This is a genomic window from Stenotrophomonas sp. 364 (assembly GCF_009832905.1).
Classification (GTDB): Bacteria; Pseudomonadota; Gammaproteobacteria; order Xanthomonadales; family Xanthomonadaceae; genus Stenotrophomonas; species Stenotrophomonas maltophilia_AP.
On the sequence record NZ_CP047135.1, the window covers coordinates 1,227,465 to 1,244,410 of the forward strand.

General features: G+C 67.7%; 15 protein-coding genes. 3 read left to right on the forward strand and 12 right to left on the reverse strand.

Going from position 1 to position 16,946, the window contains the following annotated elements; all coding sequences use genetic code 11:
• The first annotated feature begins 190 nt into the window (after positions 1-190).
• The 3 genes from GQ674_RS05665 to GQ674_RS05675 all read left to right on the forward strand — a co-directional run bounded on the left by GQ674_RS05665 (position 191) and on the right by GQ674_RS05675 (position 5,490).
• Positions 191-919: a response regulator gene (locus tag GQ674_RS05665; protein ID WP_128096816.1), complete on the forward strand. Its 729-nt coding sequence runs from the start codon at positions 191-193 to the stop codon at positions 917-919.
• On the forward strand, positions 916-2,319 hold the full coding sequence (locus GQ674_RS05670) for an ATP-binding protein (RefSeq protein WP_159496303.1): 1,404 nt from the start codon (positions 916-918) through the stop codon (positions 2,317-2,319). The genes GQ674_RS05665 and GQ674_RS05670 overlap by 4 nt, the downstream gene beginning before the upstream one ends.
• 147 nt (positions 2,320-2,466) lie before the next feature.
• A complete protein-coding gene (locus tag GQ674_RS05675; RefSeq protein ID WP_159496304.1) occupies positions 2,467-5,490 on the forward strand; it encodes a ligand-binding sensor domain-containing diguanylate cyclase in 3,024 nt (1,007 codons plus the stop codon).
• Positions 5,491-5,616: 126 nt separating this feature from the next.
• On the opposite strand, the gene rnt is transcribed toward GQ674_RS05675, so the two are convergent.
• From rnt to GQ674_RS05735, 12 genes are all read right to left on the reverse strand, one after another.
• The gene (gene rnt / locus GQ674_RS05680) at positions 5,617-6,201 is read right to left on the reverse strand and encodes a ribonuclease T (protein ID WP_128096821.1); all 585 of its coding nucleotides are present in this window, start codon (positions 6,199-6,201) and stop codon (positions 5,617-5,619) included.
• A gap of 106 nt (positions 6,202-6,307) precedes the next feature.
• Positions 6,308-6,817, reverse strand: coding sequence for a DoxX family protein (locus tag GQ674_RS05685; protein ID WP_159496305.1), 510 nt, complete (start codon positions 6,815-6,817; stop codon positions 6,308-6,310).
• Positions 6,818-6,840: 23 nt separating this feature from the next.
• Complete coding sequence (locus GQ674_RS05690; protein ID WP_159496306.1) at positions 6,841-7,596, reverse strand: putative DNA-binding domain-containing protein; 756 nt, start codon at positions 7,594-7,596, stop codon at positions 6,841-6,843.
• Positions 7,589-8,461 carry a DUF692 domain-containing protein gene (locus tag GQ674_RS05695; RefSeq protein WP_159496307.1) on the reverse strand — a complete coding sequence of 291 codons (873 nt, stop codon included), beginning with the start codon at positions 8,459-8,461 and terminating at the stop codon, positions 7,589-7,591. Before GQ674_RS05695 ends, GQ674_RS05690 begins: the two co-directional genes overlap by 8 nt.
• Positions 8,448-8,825, reverse strand: coding sequence for a hypothetical protein (locus tag GQ674_RS05700; protein ID WP_159496308.1), 378 nt, complete (start codon positions 8,823-8,825; stop codon positions 8,448-8,450). Before GQ674_RS05700 ends, GQ674_RS05695 begins: the two co-directional genes overlap by 14 nt.
• A 651-nt stretch (positions 8,826-9,476) precedes the next feature.
• On the reverse strand, positions 9,477-10,184 hold the full coding sequence (phoU, locus tag GQ674_RS05705; RefSeq protein WP_038689389.1) for a phosphate signaling complex protein PhoU: 708 nt from the start codon (positions 10,182-10,184) through the stop codon (positions 9,477-9,479).
• Between the two features lie 31 nt (positions 10,185-10,215).
• Positions 10,216-11,046 carry a phosphate ABC transporter ATP-binding protein PstB gene (gene pstB / locus GQ674_RS05710; RefSeq protein ID WP_128095441.1) on the reverse strand — a complete coding sequence of 277 codons (831 nt, stop codon included), beginning with the start codon at positions 11,044-11,046 and terminating at the stop codon, positions 10,216-10,218.
• A gap of 19 nt (positions 11,047-11,065) precedes the next feature.
• Positions 11,066-11,941: a phosphate ABC transporter permease PstA gene (gene pstA / locus GQ674_RS05715; protein WP_128095442.1), complete on the reverse strand. Its 876-nt coding sequence runs from the start codon at positions 11,939-11,941 to the stop codon at positions 11,066-11,068.
• The gene (gene pstC / locus GQ674_RS05720; protein WP_128095443.1) at positions 11,941-12,909 is read right to left on the reverse strand and encodes a phosphate ABC transporter permease subunit PstC; all 969 of its coding nucleotides are present in this window, start codon (positions 12,907-12,909) and stop codon (positions 11,941-11,943) included. Before pstC ends, pstA begins: the two co-directional genes overlap by 1 nt.
• A gap of 133 nt (positions 12,910-13,042) precedes the next feature.
• A complete protein-coding gene (gene pstS / locus GQ674_RS05725; RefSeq protein WP_159496309.1) occupies positions 13,043-14,134 on the reverse strand; it encodes a phosphate ABC transporter substrate-binding protein PstS in 1,092 nt (363 codons plus the stop codon).
• Between the two features lie 830 nt (positions 14,135-14,964).
• Positions 14,965-15,984, reverse strand: coding sequence for a phosphate ABC transporter substrate-binding protein PstS (pstS, locus tag GQ674_RS05730; RefSeq protein WP_159496310.1), 1,020 nt, complete (start codon positions 15,982-15,984; stop codon positions 14,965-14,967).
• 123 nt (positions 15,985-16,107) lie between these two features.
• Entirely contained in the window at positions 16,108-16,884 is a 777-nt protein-coding gene (locus tag GQ674_RS05735; RefSeq protein WP_159496311.1) for a hypothetical protein, read from the reverse strand.
• Positions 16,885-16,946 lie beyond the last annotated feature (62 nt).

Consider the following 16,946-nt stretch of genomic DNA (forward strand, 5'->3'; position numbering starts at 1 on the left):
ACTCGGCAGGCCGGCGTGCGGCGTTGTCAGCATTGTGAAGAGCGCTACGCGAAGGCTCAACACTCGCCATGTGTCGCCGCGTAACCAGACCGGGGCCGGTGTGTGTCGTTGTGTGTCTGGTGCTGCATTTGAAACATGCGTACGTAAACCACTGGATGCGGTTCAGCTCCCGACAGGGGATCATGGCCGCATGGAGACTCTCAATCCGATGCATCGACTGCTGATCGTCGACGACGACAACGACATCCGCCAGCTGCTGGCCGAACAGCTGGGCCGTGCCGGCTACCAGGTGAGCACGGCCAGCGATGGCCATGGCATGCGCCAGGTACTCGAACGCGAGCACGTGGACCTGATCGTGCTCGACCTCAACCTGCCGCGTGAAGACGGGCTTACCCTGTGCCGCGACCTGCGCGCGCGCTCCAATACGCCGGTGATCATGCTCACCGCACGCAGCGAGCCGATCGACCGCGTGCTGGGCCTGGAGATGGGCGCCGACGATTACCTGGGCAAGCCGTTCGAACCGCGCGAACTGCTGGCGCGCATCCGCAACGTGCTGCGTCGCACCGAAGCGCTGCCGGCCAACCTGGAGCCGCTGGCCATCCGCCGCGCCCGGTTCTCGCACTGGATCTTCGACCTGGAGCATCGCCACCTGCTCGATCCCGATGGCCGTGTGGTGGTGCTGTCCGGGGCGGAGTTCCGGCTGCTGCGGGTGTTTGTCGGGCATGCCAACAAGGTGTTGTCTCGCGAGCAGCTGGTGGCGCTGAGCAGCGGCCGCAGCTATGAATCGCAGGACCGCGCGATCGACCTGCAGGTGAGCCGGCTGCGCAACAAGCTGGCCGACGACGGCGGCAGCGACGGATTGATCAAGACCGTGCGCAACGAAGGGTATGTGCTGGCCACGGCAGTGACCCTGGAATGAATCGCCTGCGCCGCTTCTTCGCCTCGATGGTGGGGCGCCTGTTCGTGATCCTGCTGCTGGGCATGAGCGTGGCCGCGATCGGCGCGACCATGCTGGCCAGCTCAAAGCGCCAGCAGGAGTTCGAGCGGCAGAACCTCAACCGCATCGCCGACCGCCTGCAGGGTTACGTCAACCTGCTCGATGGCAACCCCGAGCTGCGCGACCGCCTGCTCGACAGCGGCGGCCCCAGCGTGCGGCGCTTGCCACCGGGCGCCCGGGTAGGGCGACCGGACGCGGCCTTGATGGAGGTGCTGGACGACCGCCCCGGGGCGGTGTCGAGCAGCCAGGTGGCCTTCACCTCGTTCCGTTCCTGCCTGCCGACATTGCCCGAACTGCCGCACCCGAAGAAGCCGCGCAACGGCCCGCCGCGTGAACGCGACCCGGCCTTCATTCCACCCCGCTGCCGCATGGTGTCGCTTCGCCTGAGCGACGGCACGCCGCTGCAGCTGGCGCTGGATTCACCGGCGGTCGCGCACAACGGCATCCTGGCGGTGGACCCGCTGTTCCTGACCCTGCTGGTGCTGGCCATCGCGGTGCTGGCCTATATCGTGGCGCGCATGGCCAGCGCGCCGCTGCAGCGCCTGGCCGCCGCCGCGGCTGCACTGGGCGATGACCTGCAGGGCGCGCCGATGCCGGTGACCGGGCCACTGGAAGTACGCCGCGCTGCGGAAGCCTTCAATGCCATGCAGAAGCGATTGCAGCGCCATCTGGGCGAGCGCACCCAGATGCTGGCCGCCATCACCCATGACCTGCAGACCCCGGTCACCCGGCTGCGCCTGCGCCTGGAGAACGTGGCCGATGAGACGCTGCGCGAACGTCTGGTGGGCGACCTGGCCGCGATGCAGGCCCTGATCCGCGAAGGCCTGGAGCTGGCGCGCAGTGCCGAGAGTGCCGAACAACGCGCGGCGCTGGACCTGGACTCGCTGCTGGAGAGCATCGTCGAGGATGCGGTGGAAGCCGGCGCCGACGTGCGTTTCGACAAGCCCAGTGGCGCGGTGCTGATGCTTCGTCCGCTGGCCATGCACCGGCTGTTCTCCAACCTGGTGGACAACGCGGTGACCTACGGCCAATCGGCCCGGGTCAGCGTGGAGCAGGATGCCGAGCGGGTGGTGGTGCGCATCCGCGACAGTGGACCCGGCCTGGACGGGGACGAACTGGAGGCGGTGTTCGACCCGTTCGTGCGACTGGAGACCTCGCGCTCGCGTGAAACCGGCGGCGCCGGCCTGGGCCTGACCATTGCCCGCGCGCTCGCCGAGAAGGACGGCGCGTGGCTGGTGCTGCGCAACCATCCGCAGGGCGGGCTGGAGGCGGTGGTGGAGTGGCCGGCCAGCCTGCGCGCAGCGGGCAGCCGCGGGGGCTGAGCGGTCTCGACACAAAGTGCTGCGGTTTTGCCTACTATGGGCAACCCCACCGCTTTCTCCCGCATGAGCGCGCCTTTGCCTGTCGGTTGCCATCCCGGTGCATCGCCGCCCGTCCCGCTGTTTCGTTCCCCTGGCCGGTCCTGACGGATGAGCCAAGGGGGGCGTGGTAGCCGGTGGCGGCCGGTACAACTGAACGTTATTCGACGCCTGGGCGCCGCCTTGCTGTGGCTGTGCCTGTGCGGGGTGTTGTCGTGGCCGCTGGCGGCCCAGGACGGACCACCGCCACTGCGCGACTACGCCATCGACGTATGGACTTCGCGCAATGGCCTGCCGCACAACTCGCTGCGCGACATCGCCCAGACCCCCGAAGGCCACCTGTGGTTCGCCACCTGGGAAGGGCTGGTGCGCTACAACGGGCTGGATTTCACTGTGTTCGACCGCAGTACCCGGCCGGGCCTGCGCGACAACGGCGTGGGTGCGCTGCTGGTCGACCGTAGTGGTGCGCTGTGGATCAGCGATTCGCGCGGGAACGTGACCCGGCGCGGCAGCGACGGGCGCTGGCAGGTCTACGAACACCAGGCCGGCACCCCGCAGGTGCTGATCCAGGCGATGCAGATGGACAGCCATGGCCGCCTGTGGCTGCTCTACGAAGGGCAGGGGATCGGCAGCCTGGTTCCGGACGGCGGCATCCAGTACCAGCCGCACCCGCCCGAGGTGCCGATGGCGATGAGCTTCACCAAGCTGGTGGTGGATGCGCAGGATCGGGTCTGGGTAGGCACCCTGGACGGGCTGGTGGTGCGCGACACCGACGGTGTACTGCGCCGCGCGCCGGACAGCTTCGGGCTGGGGCGCGGCCTGGTCTGGCCCTACCGCGGGCCGGACGGCGTGATGTGGATCGTGGCCTCCGAGCGCATCTACCGCATGCAGGACGGTGTGCCGCAGCTGCAGCACCGCCTGCCGGGCGTCATGCACATCACCGCGATGCTGCAGGACCGCCATGGCGACCTGTGGCTGGGCACCGAGAACCAGGGCCTGCTGCGCCTGTCGCGGCATGGCCTGGAGCGCCTGCCCACCGGGCTGTCGCTGCCCGGCGGGCGCGTTGTGAGCCTGCGCGAGGACGCCGAAGGCAGCATCTGGGTGGGCGCCAACGGCGGCCTGTACCGGCTGCGCGAAACCTTGTTCAGCAGCTTCACCGAACGCGACGGGCTCAGCGGCGACTACATCCGCACGGTGTTGGAGGACCAGCGGCGGCAGGTGTGGATCGGCAGTGCCAGCGGCCTGGACCGGCGCGATGCGCAGGGCCGGTTCTCACCGGTGACCCTGCGCAACAGCGGCGGCAAGACGCCGTCGGTGCTCAGCCTGGCCCAGGGCCACGATGGCGACCTGTGGGTCGGCACGTTTGGCGACGGGGTGTTCCGGCTGGATGCCCAAGGCCGCACGCTGCGCAACTACGGCACTGCCGACGGCCTGCCCGGCGGCAACATCCGCGCCATCAGCGTCGATCGCGCCGGGGTGGTGTGGGCCGGTACCCAGAAGGGCGTGGTGCGCATCGACGGCCACGGGGTGGAAGTGCCGCGCGTGCCGGGCATGCCGGGGGGGCTGATCACCGCCCTGGCGCACGATGCCGAGGGCGCGCTGTGGATCGGGACCATCGAAGGCATCCGCGTGCTGCGCGGCAACCGCGTGCAAAGCATCGATCTTGCCCCACTGGGTGGCGGCCGCAGCGTGTTCGGCTTCCAGCAGGTCGGCGACGCGATGTGGGTCAGCAGCGACCGTGGCCTGTACCGCTGGCAGGACGGCCGCCTGGCACGGGTCGGGCTGGAGCAGGGCATGCCGGTGGACACCGTGTTCCAGCTGGTGCCCGACCGCATCGGCAACGTGTGGATCAGCAGCAACCGCGGCGTGCTGCGCACCGACATGGCCATGCTCAACGACGTGGCCGATGGCCGCACCGCGCGAATCGAGGTGGAGCACTACAACGAGATCGACGGCATGGCCAACTCGCAGGCCAACGGCAGTTCCGGGCCGTCTGCGATCCTGCGCCAGGACGGCACGTTCTGGGTGGTGACCGCAGGGGGCCTGAGCACGGTCGACCCGCTGCGCCTGCAGCGCTTCCGCGAGCGGCTGGCGCCGCCGGCGGTGATCGAAAGCGTGCAGGTCGATGGCAAGCCGCTGCACTGGCAGGGCGCCAACCACAACAGTATTCCCGGTGGACGTCGGCTCAGCGTGAGCTATGTCGGCCTGAGCTATTTGATGTCCGAACGGATCCGCTACCGTACCCGGCTGACCGGCCTGGACAAGGGCTGGATCGAGCGCGGCCAACAGCGCAGCGTGGAGTTCATCGGTCTGCCGCCGGGTGATTACACCCTGCACGTGTCCGCCGCGCACCCCGGTGGCAGCTGGAGCGACAGCGAGGCGGTGTGGGACTTCACCGTTGAACCGTTCCTGTGGCAGCGCCGCAGCGTACAGGCGGTGGCCGCGCTGCTGCTGTTGGGCGGTCTGATCGCGCTGTACCTGTACCTGATCCACCGCTACAAGGCCAGCAACGTGCGCCTGGCGCAGAAGGTGGACGAAGCTACCCGCGACCTGCAGGCGCAGACGGTGAACCTGCAGGCGTTGAACCAGGAAAAGACCGAACTGGCCGACCGTCTGGCGGTGCAGGCCGAGCAGTTCGGCCGCCAGGCACGCGAGGATGCACTGACCGGGCTGCCCAACCGGCGCGCCTTCGATGAAGCACTGGCGCGCGACTTCGCCCGTTCCCAGCGCAGTGGCCATCCGTTGTGCCTGGTGGTGCTGGACATCGACCACTTCAAGGAAGTGAATGACCAGCACAGTCACAGCGTGGGCGACGTGGTGCTGGTGGAAGTGGCCCGCGTGATCGCCTCGGCCTGCCGCGATTCGGACATGCCCGCGCGTACCGGCGGCGAAGAGTTCACGCTGCTGCTCAACGACACCCGCCTGGCCGAAGCGGCGCAGGTATGCGCGCGCCTGCGCGGGCTGTTCCATGACCACCCGGACTGGGCCGGCGTGCCGGGCCTGAAGGTGACCTTCAGCGCGGGCCTGGTGGAACTGGATGCCGCCGACCGCACCCCGATGCTGCTCTACCAGCGCGCCGACCGCGCGCTGTACCGCGCCAAGAGCGAAGGCCGCGACCGCACCGCCATCGGGTAGAGCCGACCGTTGGTCAACCGCACGCACGCCACACCGCGTGCGGCCGACCAACGGTCGGCGCTACCTTCGGGGGGTGTCGGGTGCGGAAACGCAGCCGACCAACGGTCGGCTATACGGTTCCGGGGGTTACCGCGGCCAGGCGTTGGCGATGGTGCAGAACAGCTTGGCGGTCTGCTCGGTGTCGTACACCGCGCTGTGCGCTTCGTCGGCGTCCCAGCCCAGTCCCGCGGCGGCGGCGGCGCGGGCGAGGACGGTCTGGCCGTACGCGATGCCGGCCATGGTGACGGTGTCGAACACGCTGAAGGGATGGAACGGGTTGCGCTTGTGGCCCACCCGGTTCACCGCGGCGTTGACGAAGCCCAGGTCGAAGTGCGCGTTGTGCCCGACCAGGATCGCGCGCTGGCAGCCGTACTTCTTCACCGCCGCACGCACCGGCGCGAAGATATGGTCCAGCGCGTCCTTCTCGGACTTGGCCAGACGGAACGGGTGATCGAGGATGATGCCGGTGATTTCCAGCGACTTCGGGTCGATCTCCAGGCCTTCGGCCGGGATCACGTGCGCGCTGGCCGTCTGGCCGGGATACAGCAGCCCGTTCTCATCCATCTCGATCGGCACCGCGGCGATTTCGAGCAGCGCGTTGCGGTTGCAGTCGAAGCCACCGGTCTCCACGTCGATCACTACCGGCAGGAAGCCGCGGAAGCGCTGGGCCATGGCCAGGTTCACTGCCGGGGCAGCAGGCGCCGGAGCGGCGGTGGGGGGCAAGGCGGCATCTGTCATGCGGGGATTCTAGCAGAGGGGGCCTGTACGTCCCCCGCGCTCAGGCCAGTGCAGGCGTGCGCGCCAGGCAACGCTGGAGCAGGCGGTCCAGGCTCAATGGGCCGGCCCCCTGCAGGGCCAGCGGCAGCAGCATGGCCATGAACAGCACCGGCAGCTTGAAGTTGCCAAAGCCCTGGTCGGTGATGGCATAGCCCATCGCCAGCTCGCCCAGCCCGTCCCAGTGCATGGGCCAATGCACGGCGGCGGTGGCCACCACGGTCAACACCAGCAGGCTGCTGGCGGCCATGCGCGTGCCCAGGCCGACCAGCAGGCAGGCCGCGCCCACCAGCTCGAACCACGTGGCCAGCTGCCAGTTGACGCTGGCCGGCACCTGGTCGAAGGGAAACGGGAACGCCTGCTGCAGGTCGCCGAACCAGTTGCTGCCGTGCAGTTTCTCGCGGCCGGATTCGAAATACTCCCAGGCCATCAGCAGGCGCAGGCCCAGCGGGGCAATCCACGGGCCGAGCGGGTCCAGCCGGCTGCGCAGGGCGGCCAGGTACGGTGTCTTCATCGATGACGTCCTTTGTGGGGGGATCAGGAAGCGGGAGCGGCCAGGCCGATCACGCCGCTGCCGAGGAACTGGTGCAGCAACGCCGCGCCGGAGGTGAGCAGCGCATCAGCGTCCAGGCCGTGGGCCAGGGCAAGCTGCTGCAGGTGCCACGTGCCGGTATGGCCGGGCTGCTGGCCGATCTGCTCCAGCACCTGCGCGGCCATCGGGCTGATGGACGCAAACCGGACCTGCCCGTCCGGGTCACGCCGCACCAGCAGCCCGGTGGGGGCGTCGCCGGGCGCGGGGGGAGCGTCGTCGCTGCCCAGCCGGTGCACCGGCCAGTGGTACAGCAGCGGCCACGCCAGCGGCGAACGCTGCAATGGGGCGTGCATCGGGTCCAGCCCGGGCGTGGCCGGCAGCGGTCGGGCATCCAGCTGGTACAGCGCGGTTTCCACCCACTCGTAGTGGGCCAGTTCGGCCAGCGCGGGGTGCGGCAGCGTCGGCTGGACCTGCAGCCACTGCACGAACTCGGCGGCCAGTTCGGTGAACAACGGAGTCTGCGCGCGGTGTCCGGCCACGAAGCGGCGCACCAGTACGGTCCATTCGGGATCGCCAAGCAGCTGCACGCAGACCGGAAAACCGGTGCCTAGCAGGCCCAGGATGTTGTTGAACACCAGCCGGCGGTAGACCGCCAGCCGACGTGCATCCAGGCCGGCGGGCGAGGCAACGTGTGCCGGGTCGCGCAGGTGGCTGGTGAGTGCCCGCTGCTGGGCGTGCAGGCGGGCCGGGGCGTCAGTCACGGTCGGCTCCGGCGTGCGCGGCCATCAGCTGGCGGATGGTGCGCAGTTCGTCGCGCAGTTCGGGGTAGGGCGGGAAGTTGAAGTCGCGTTCGAGCAGGGTGGGGCGTGCACCGATGCGCGCGTAGGTGCGGGCCAGCAGGTCCCAGACCGGGTCGATCACGGCGCTGCCGTGGGTGTCGATTTTCAGGTCCTCGGCCTCGTCCAGGTGGCCGGCCACGTGCAGGCAGACGATGCGCTGGGCGGGCACTCCGGCGATGAATGCGTCGGCGTCGTAGCCGTGGTTGCAGGCGTTGACGTAGACGTTGTTGACGTCGAGCAGCAGGTCGCAATCGGCTTCGGCGAGCACGGCGTTGGTGAAGGCCAGTTCGTCCATGGCCGGTTCGGGGGCGAGGTAGTAGGAGACGTTTTCCACCGCGATGCGCCGGCCCAGGAGATCCTGTACGCGGGCGATGCGTGCGGCGGTGTGGTGCACGGCTTCGTCGGTGAAGGGGATGGGCAGCAGGTCGTAGAGGTGGCCATCGTCGCTGCAGTAGCTGAGGTGTTCGCTGTAGAGCGGTACCCGGTGCTGGTCGAGGAAGCGGCCGACCTGTTCAAGCAGGTGGGTATCCAGTGGCGCGGTGCTGCCCAGCGACAGGGACAGGCCGTGGCAGCTGAGCGGGTAGCGTTGGGCGAGGTCGGCCAGGGCGTCGGCGGCGGGGCCGCCCACGCCGATCCAGTTTTCCGGCGCGCATTCGAGGAAGTCGAGGTCGCCGGCCGGGGCATCGCGCAGGGTCTGCAGCAGTGCGCGGCGCAGGCCCAGTCCGGTCGCCGCCGCAGGCAGCGGCGACCGGTGGCTGCCCGGGGCGATGGGGTCAGTGCTTGGCACCGCACTTGCCTTCGCCGCACTTGCCTTCGGCGGTCTTCTTGTCGCCGGCGGTCTTGGTTTTGGCGTCGGTGGCCTTGCCTTTGTCGGCGCCGCACTTGCCTTCGCCACACTTGCCTTCTGCGGTCTTTGCACCGGTTGCGGTGGCCGTTTTGCCAGCGGCCTGGGTGCCGGCCTTGTCGCCGTGGGCGCCACACTTGCCTTCACCGCACTTGCCTTCGGCGGCCTTGGTCGCGGCCTGTCCTGCAACGAGGTAGCCCTGGGCCAGGTCGGTAATGCTCAAGGCAGACGCCGACGCGGTGACGCCGAGGCCGGCGGCGAGCGCGGTGGCAGCCAGCAGGGACAGCGAACGGGTGGGGTTGCTCATCGGGTGGTGCTCCTTGGTATGGGCCGGGGCCCGGGATGGCTGCGTGGGGGCAGCAGGTGCGGCCATGGTGGGCCGGCCCGGCTCAACGAATCCTCACACAGGATTCAATGTTTCGTGAAGTGTGGGGTGGGTGTTTTTCTTTTTTGAAGCGAAAAGCCAGAGCTGGAGCAACAGCAACTGCAACAGCAACAGCCGAGGGTGCGGGCGTGCCTGGCTTGGCGGGTACGGGTGGGTTGGCGGGACACGCCGCAAGTACGTCCGTGTAGGCTCGTGAGCGCCATCCATGGCGCCCAACGGTCCCGCCAACCCACCCGTACCCACCTATGACAGTGAGTCGGGTGGCCACGAAGGAGCAGAGCACTTAGTCCGTGCCGTTGTAGCTTTGCGGTGCTTCGCCTTGCCATGGCTGCCAGTCAAGTGTCGAGGGTGGGGGTGTGTGGGTTCGCGGGACCCTGAGCCGCATGGATGCGGCGACGGAGCCTACAAGGACGTACTTGCGGCGTGTCCTGCGAACCCACACAGCTCCACCCAGCTCAGGTCAAGCAGAAGACTGCAGCTGTTGAGCTCCATCTTTGGCAGTTACGGAGACCCGAAACGAAAAAAGCCGCCACCCGAAGGCAGCGGCGTTTTGCTTTTCTACAGCGAGGCGGATCAGACGTGATCGGTGCTGCTGGTTTCGTCGCGCTTTTCGCGCGGCGGAAGGACCTGCTCGCCGTGTACCAGGAACCAGACGTTCTCGGCGATGTTGGTGGCGTGGTCGCCCACCCGTTCCAGGTTCTTGGCCATGAACAACAGGTGCGTGCACGGGGTGATGTTGCGCGGGTCTTCCATCATGTACGTCAGCAGCTCGCGGAACAGCGCCGTGTACTGCGCGTCCAGCCGTGCGTCGTCGTCGCGCAGGGCCAGCGCGGCGGCCGCATCGTTGTCGCGGTAGGCCTCGATCGCGCGGCGTACCTGCTGGGCTGCCAGCCGGCCCAGCGAACGCAGGCCCTGGATCTGCGGCAGCGGCGGTACCTTGCTCAGGGCGATGGAACGCTTGGCCACGTTCGCGGCGTAATCGCCGATGCGCTCGATATCGGCCGGAATGCGCAGGCCCGCCAGGATCTCGCGCAGGTCGCGTGCCATCGGCCCGCGCAGTGCAAGACGCATCACGTCGTGGCTGATCTGCTGCTCCAGCCCGTCGATCGCCTCGTCGTTGGCGATGATGCGCTGGGCAGCGTTTTCGTCGCGCTTCTCGATCACGTCCATCGACGCCTCGAGCTGGGCGACCGCCATCTCGCCCATGCGCACGATCTCGGCCACCAGCCGCTGCTGCTCTTCGTCGTAGCTCTTGACGATATGGTCGTTGGGAATGCTCATGCGGGTGTAGTCCAAAGGTTCGTGGCCGGGATCAGCCGAAACGGCCGGTGATGTAGTCTTCGGTCTGCTGCTTGTTGGGCTGCGAGAAGATCACTTCGGTGCGGTCGTGTTCGATCAGGTCGCCCAGGTACATGAAGGCGGTGTAGTCCGACACGCGCGCGGCCTGCTGCATGTTGTGGGTCACAATCACGATGGTGTAATCGTGCTTGAGCTCTTCCACCAGCTGCTCGATGCGGCTGGTGGAAATCGGGTCCAGCGCCGAGGTCGGCTCGTCCAGCAGCAGCACGTCCGGACGCAGGGCCACGGCGCGGGCAATGCACAGACGCTGCTGCTGGCCACCGGACAGGCCCAGCGCGCTCTGGTTGAGCTTGTCCTTCACCTCGTCCCACAGCGCGCCCTGGCGCAGCGCCTGCTCGACGCGCACGGCCATGTCGGCCTTGGACAGCTTCTCGTGGTGGCGGATGCCGTAGGCCACGTTCTCGAAGATCGTCATCGGGAACGGCACCGGCTTCTGGAACACCATGCCTACCTTGCTGCGCAGGCGGTTCATCGGGTACTTCGGCGACAGGATGTTCTCGCCGTCCAGCAGTACCTCACCGCGCGCTTCCATCTTGGGGTACAGCGCGTAGATGCGGTTGAAGATGCGCAGCAGCGTGGACTTGCCGCAGCCGGACGGACCGATCAGGGCAGTGACGCGCTTTTCGGGGATCTCCAGCTCGATGTTCTTCAGCGCATGGAACTTGTCGTAGTAGAAATCCAGCCCACGCGCGGCCAGCTTGATCGGCGCCGGGGTCTGCAGGTTTTCATGCGAGGCCGGGACCACGATGCGCTGCATCGGCACGGCGTTGGAAAGATCGTTCATGGCGATATCCGCGGAAAGGTCAGTCATGGGAGATACGGTTGCGCAGCAGGATGCCGCGCGCGGAGAGGCTGACCAGCAGCACGAACACAGTCAGCACCAGCGCGCCGGCCCAGGCCAGCACCTGCCAGGATTCATACGGGCTGCCGGCGAACTGGTTCATCACCACCGGGACCGAAGCCATCGGCTGGAACACGTTGCTGTTCCAGTACTGGTTGCCGAAGGCAGTGAACAGCAGCGGCGCGGTTTCACCGGAGATGCGGGCCAGTGCCAGCAGGATGCCGGTGATGATGCCGGCGGCGGCACTGCGGTACAGCACCTGCACGGTCACCTTCCACTGCGGGATGCCCAGCGACAGCGCGGCTTCGCGCATCTGCGACGGCACCAGGCGCAGCATTTCATCGGTGGTGCGCACCACCACCGGCAGCACGATGAAGGCCAGCGACAGCGCACCGGCGAAGGCCGAGAACTGCCCGCCGGTCTGCATCACGTACAGCGTGTAGACGAACAGGCCCAACACGATGGACGGCGCCGAGAGCAGGATGTCGTTGACGAAGCGGACCACCGTGCCGGCCTTGCGGAAGTTGCCGTACTCGGCCAGCCAGGTACCGGCCAGCACACCCAGCGGGGTGCCGATGGCAATGGCCAGGCCGCACATCACCGCGCTGCCGAAGAACGCATTGGCCAGGCCGCCTTCCTGCATCGGCGGCGGCGTCATCTTGGTGAACAGGTCCAGGTTGATCCCGGCCAGGCCCTTGGAGGCCAGCGTCCACAGGATCCAGCCGAGGAAGAACAGGCCGAACAGCGCGGTCAGGCAGGACATCAGCAGCGCGACCACGTTGACGATGCGGCGGCGCAGGTACAGGGGCTGGGAAGAGTGCGTAGCGACGGTGGACATCAGTTGCCCTCCTTGCGGGACAGACGCATCAGCATCAGGCGGGCGATTGCCAGCACCACGAAGGTGACGATGAAGAGCACGAAGCCGAGCAGCAGCAGCGCGGAGCGGTAGGTTTCGGTGGCTTCACCGAAGTCGTTGGCGATCAGTGCGGCAATGGTGGTGCCCGGTTCCAGCAGCGACGGCGACAGGCGCACGCTGTTGCCGATCACGAAGGCCACCGCCATGGTTTCGCCGAGCGCGCGGCCCAGGCCCAGGAAGATGCCGCCGATCACCGCCGAGCGGGTGTAGGGCAGCACGATGTCCCAGCTGACTTCCCACTTGGTGGACCCCAGCGCATAGGCCGATTCCTTCAAGCGGGTCGGCACGGTGAGGAACACTTCGCGCATCACCGAGGAAATGAAGGGGATGACCATGATGGCCAGCACGAAGCCGGCGGTGAGCACGCCGATGCCCAGCGGCGGGCCCTGGAACAGCGGGCCGATGATCGGCATCGTGCCCAGGTGGTCGTTGAGGAACGGGGTGACGTACTCGGTCATCACCGGGACCAGCACGAACAGGCCCCACATGCCGTAGATGATCGAGGGGATGCCGGCCAGCAGTTCGATGGCGGTGCCGACCGGGCCACGCAGCCAGCGCGGCGCGACTTCGGTGAGGAAGAAGGCGATGCCGAAGCTCACCGGCACGGCGATGACCATCGCGATCAGCGCGGTGACCAGGGTGCCGTAGATGGGCGCGAGCGCGCCGAATTTGTTTTCGACCGGATTCCATTCGGACGAATAGAAGAAGCTCAGGCCCTGCTCCTGCAGGGCATGGCGGCCGCCCCACAGCATCGAGAGCGCGGCGCAGGCCAGGGCCACCAGTACCAGGATGACGGTGGCGATCAGGACCCAACGGAACAGTTTGTCGTTGCGGGCGTCGCGCAGGTCGCGGATGGACGGTGCGGGAACAGGCTGGGCAATGGCATTCATGGGAGAAGGCGGGGGCCGTAAGAAGAGGGGTAGTGCCGGGCCATGCCCGGCAACACAGGTGCAGCGTGGTGCTGCCGGGCAGTGCCCGGCACTACGACCGCTCAGGCCCGCGACGCGCGCGGGCCTGGCTGTTTCACTTGAACTCGGCCGTCCAGTAGGCCTCGATCTGGGTCACCAGCTCGGCCGGCAGCGGCACGTAATGCAGTTCGTTGGCCTGCTTCTGGCCGTTCTCGAAGGCCCACTTGAAGAACGCCAGGGTTTCCTTGCTGCGCTTGGCATCCTTGGGCTGCTTGTGCATCAGCATGAAGTTGGTGGCGGTGATCGGCCACGCCTGGTCGCCCGGGGCGTTGGTGATGACCAGGTTGAAGTCCTTGGCGCTGGCCCAGTCGGCGCTGGCAGCGGCCGCGGCGAAGGTTTCGGCGCTCGGCTGCACCCAGTTGCCGGCGGCGTTCTGCATCGAGGCATACGGCATCCCGTTCTGCAGCGCGTAGGCCAGTTCGACGTAGCCGATGGAGCCCTTGATCTGCTTCACGTACGAGGCGACGCCTTCGTTGCCCTTGCCACCCACGCCATCGGGCCACTGCACCGAGGTGCCTTCGCCGACCTTGCTCTTCCAGTCCGGGCTGACCTTGGACAGGTAGTTGGAGAAGTTGAAGGTGGTGCCCGAGCCGTCGGAGCGGTGGACGAGGGTGATCTTGCCGTCGGGCAGCTTGACGCCCGGGTTGGCGGCAACGATGGCCGGGTCGTTCCAGGTCTTGACCTTGCCGAGGAAGATGTCGGCCAGCAGCGCGCCGCTGAGGCGCAGCTTGCCGGCGTCGAGGCCGTCGATGTTGACCACCGGCACCACGCCGCCGATCGCCGACGGGAACTGGCCGAGTCCGGCCTGGGCCAGTTCTTCGCTGCTCAGCGGCTTGTCGGAGGAACCGAAGTCGACGGTACCGGCCTTGATCTGCGCGATGCCGCCGCCGGAGCCGATCGACTGGTAGTTGATTTTGGCGCCGGTGGCGGTGTTGTAGTCGGCCGACCACTTGGACACCAGCGGGAAGATGAAGGATGCGCCGGCACCGGAAATTTCAGCGGTCAGGCGGTCGCCGGCCGCCGGTGCAGCGGCGGGAGCGTCGGCAGCCGGCGCAGCGGCCTGGCCTTCGGCGCCCGGCTTGCAGGCGGAAAGACCCAGCGCGATGGCCAGGGAAAGGGCGGTCAAGCCAGCCGTGTGCAGTTTCATCGGTCACTCCATAGCGGGATAGGGGGCCGGTCTCTCCGGCGACGCTGCTATGAAATGATGTTTTTGTTACAACCGTATGACGGTGTGACCGGCGGCACGTGGAGGCCTTGTGGGGCTTGGGTTCTGGTCGAATTCTCAAGGGGAAAGCGTGAAGCCTGGCGGGCAACCTGCGCCCGGGCTGGGCGGGGAGGAGTGGGTTCGCGGGACACGCCGTGAACCCATCCATGGGGGCTCGTGTACGGCATCCATGCCGTACACGGTCCCGCGAACCCACTCCTCCCCGCCCCTGACAGTTGGCCGGAGGCCGTGGATAAGCCAAAGGAAAGACCCTCAACCTCCGACCTCCATCTCAGAATCCCAGCAACCAGATCCCAGACGTCAGGCCAGGGCAACCCAAATCCAACCGCACTCCCGCTTCATTGCGCAGACGCTTTCGCTGACGGGCCAGGAAACTGTCGGGGGCTGGTGGGGGTGGGTAGCCGGGGCCCTCCATCGCATGGATGCGATGGCGGAGCTTACAAGGGTGAGGGCGCATTGCTTGCGAGGCACTGCCTCGCATGCGTCCGAACGCACAGCCGCCGGCGGCTGGGCCGGGCCGCGGAGCGGGACTTGCAGCGTGCCCCGGCTACCCACCCCCACCAGCCCAGCCAGCAGAACCGACCCCGCACGTCGCCAGGCTCTGGCAATAGCTCCGGCTCCGGCCTTGGGCTTTTCAGCTTCTAAAAAAAACAAACCCCACAAACAAGAAAAGGCGCGGATCTTTCGATCCGCGCCCGGCGGCGGCAGGGGGAGAGAGGACCTGCCGCCGCCATTGCCTCGTTGCTGCCCGATCAGTACTTCAGGTTCTGCGACCAGTAGGTCTCGATCTGCTTCACCAGCGTGTCCGGCAGCGGCACATAGTCCAGCTGCTTGGCCTGCGCATCGCCGCTCTTGTAGATCCAGCGGAAGAACTCCTGGGTCGCCTTCGCGCTGGCCACGTTCTTCGGCTGCTTGCGCACCAGAATGAAGTTGGTCGCCGTGATCGGCCAGGCGTCCGCGCCCGGCGCGTTGGTCATCACCAGGTAGAAGTCCTTCGAGCTGGCCCAGTCGGCGCTGGCAGCAGCCGCGGCGAACGACGTGTCGCTCGGCAGCACCACCTTGCCCGACGCGTTCTTCATCGCCGCGTAGGACATCTTGTTCTGCAGCGCGTACGACAGCTCCACATAGCCGATGCCGCCCTTGATCTGCTTCACGTACGCAGCAACGCCTTCATTGCCCTTGCCGCCGATGCCCACCGGCCACTGCACCGAGGTGCCTTCGCCGACCTTGCTCTTCCACTCCGGGTTGACCTTGGACAGGTAGTTGACGAAGTTGAAGGTGGTGCCCGAACCATCCGAGCGGTGCACGACCGTGATCTTGCCGTCGGACAGCTTCACGCCCGGGTTCAGGGCCGCAATGGTCGGGTCGTTCCAGGTCTTGATCTTGCCCAGGAAGATGTTGGCCAGCGTCGGGCCATCCAGCTTCAGCGCACCCGGCGCGATGCCGGCCACGTTGATCACCGGCACCACGCCGCCGATCACCGACGGGAACTGGGCCAGGCCGGCCGCGGCCAGTTCTTCCGGCTTCAGCGGGGCATCGGACGAACCGAAATCGACCGTCGCCGCCTTGATCTGGGCGATACCGCCACCCGAACCGATCGACTGGTAATTGACCTTCTTGCCGGTCGCGGTGTTGTAGTCGGCCGACCACTTGGACATGACCGGGTAGATGAACGAGGCGCCCGCGCCGGTCACATCGGCGGCATTGGCGGCGAACACGGACGACGCGGCGAGGACGGCAACGGCGGCGCGCGACTTGAAGGCGTGGATCACGGGGTGGCTCCTGGGATGGATGACGGTGCGGGGTGTCCCGCCCGGTGCTCATTCCATAACGGTTCGATGACAGCGCAGCGTCTGTCATATGACCGCACCGTGACATGCGTCATGAGGTGCCCGTCACAACGGGCGCAGTGCCTCCGGAACCGCGTACTGGCGCCCGTCATGGCGCAGCACGTAGCGCCCGGTGTCCACCGGCGTGTCCTGGTCGCGGCACTGCGCGCCGTCCATCCAGCTGCGGCTGGTCACCCGGCGCTCGCTGACGATCAGCTCGGCCAGGCCCTGCCGCGGCGGCCGGCCCACCGCGAGCGTGCGTGTCATGTCGATGGACTCGCCCGCGCAGCGCGTGTCCCACTCGGCCTGGTAGCGGCGCGTCACCAGCGGCGGGCTGAGTTCGCGCAGGGCGGTGCCCTGTATCGCCAGCAGCCGCAGCTGTTCTTCGCTGAAGGGATTGGGGCCGGAGCCATTGCGCCGCTGCAGGCGCAGCCCGAACGCCAGCGTATCGGCAGACAGCGCGTAGCGCGCGGTGTCGAGGCGCATGCCGTCGAAGAACACCGCGTCGCTGTCCAGCGTGCCTGCCAGCACCGTCCAGGCGCGCGGTGCCAGCGTGTCGGTGTCGATCACCATCACCTCCACATCGCCATCGCGGGAATCGTTGTCGCCGCCATCGCGCCAGACCGGCGTGGCCAGCAGCGTCAGCCCGGGGCGGGCCGGCCAGCGCCGGCAGACGCTGCCGGTGGTGTCCCGGGTGTAGCCGGCGCGATCGGGCAGCACGTTGCCTGCCCGTTCCAGGTACGCCTGCTGCGCCGCCGCCTGGGCATCGTGGCAGTCCTGCGCATGCGCGGGCAGGGCGGCGCCGCACAGGGCCGCCAGCAACACCAACAGGGCACTTCGCATCGTCACATCCACAGGGCAGGGGGCGCCCAGCATACGCGCCAGGGGTGCCCGGCATGCGCGAC

What these genes read in the sequence shown, in the direction of transcription:
- GQ674_RS05735 (WP_159496311.1), bottom strand. Translation starts at nt 16,884, where the DNA reads ATGCGAAGTGCCCTGTTGGTGTTGCTGGCGGCCCTGTGCGGCGCCGCC.
- GQ674_RS05665 (WP_128096816.1), top strand. Translation starts at nt 191, where the DNA reads ATGGAGACTCTCAATCCGATGCATCGACTGCTGATCGTCGACGACGAC.
- pstS (WP_159496309.1), bottom strand. Translation starts at nt 14,134, where the DNA reads ATGAAACTGCACACGGCTGGCTTGACCGCCCTTTCCCTGGCCATCGCG.
- phoU (WP_038689389.1), bottom strand. Translation starts at nt 10,184, where the DNA reads ATGAGCATTCCCAACGACCATATCGTCAAGAGCTACGACGAAGAGCAG.
- GQ674_RS05675 (WP_159496304.1), top strand. Translation starts at nt 2,467, where the DNA reads ATGAGCCAAGGGGGGCGTGGTAGCCGGTGGCGGCCGGTACAACTGAAC.
- pstB (WP_128095441.1), bottom strand. Translation starts at nt 11,046, where the DNA reads ATGAACGATCTTTCCAACGCCGTGCCGATGCAGCGCATCGTGGTCCCG.
- rnt (WP_128096821.1), bottom strand. Translation starts at nt 6,201, where the DNA reads ATGGCCCAGCGCTTCCGCGGCTTCCTGCCGGTAGTGATCGACGTGGAG.
- GQ674_RS05700 (WP_159496308.1), bottom strand. Translation starts at nt 8,825, where the DNA reads ATGAGCAACCCCACCCGTTCGCTGTCCCTGCTGGCTGCCACCGCGCTC.
- pstA (WP_128095442.1), bottom strand. Translation starts at nt 11,941, where the DNA reads ATGTCCACCGTCGCTACGCACTCTTCCCAGCCCCTGTACCTGCGCCGC.
- pstC (WP_128095443.1), bottom strand. Translation starts at nt 12,909, where the DNA reads ATGAATGCCATTGCCCAGCCTGTTCCCGCACCGTCCATCCGCGACCTG.
- GQ674_RS05670 (WP_159496303.1), top strand. Translation starts at nt 916, where the DNA reads ATGAATCGCCTGCGCCGCTTCTTCGCCTCGATGGTGGGGCGCCTGTTC.
- GQ674_RS05685 (WP_159496305.1), bottom strand. Translation starts at nt 6,817, where the DNA reads ATGAAGACACCGTACCTGGCCGCCCTGCGCAGCCGGCTGGACCCGCTC.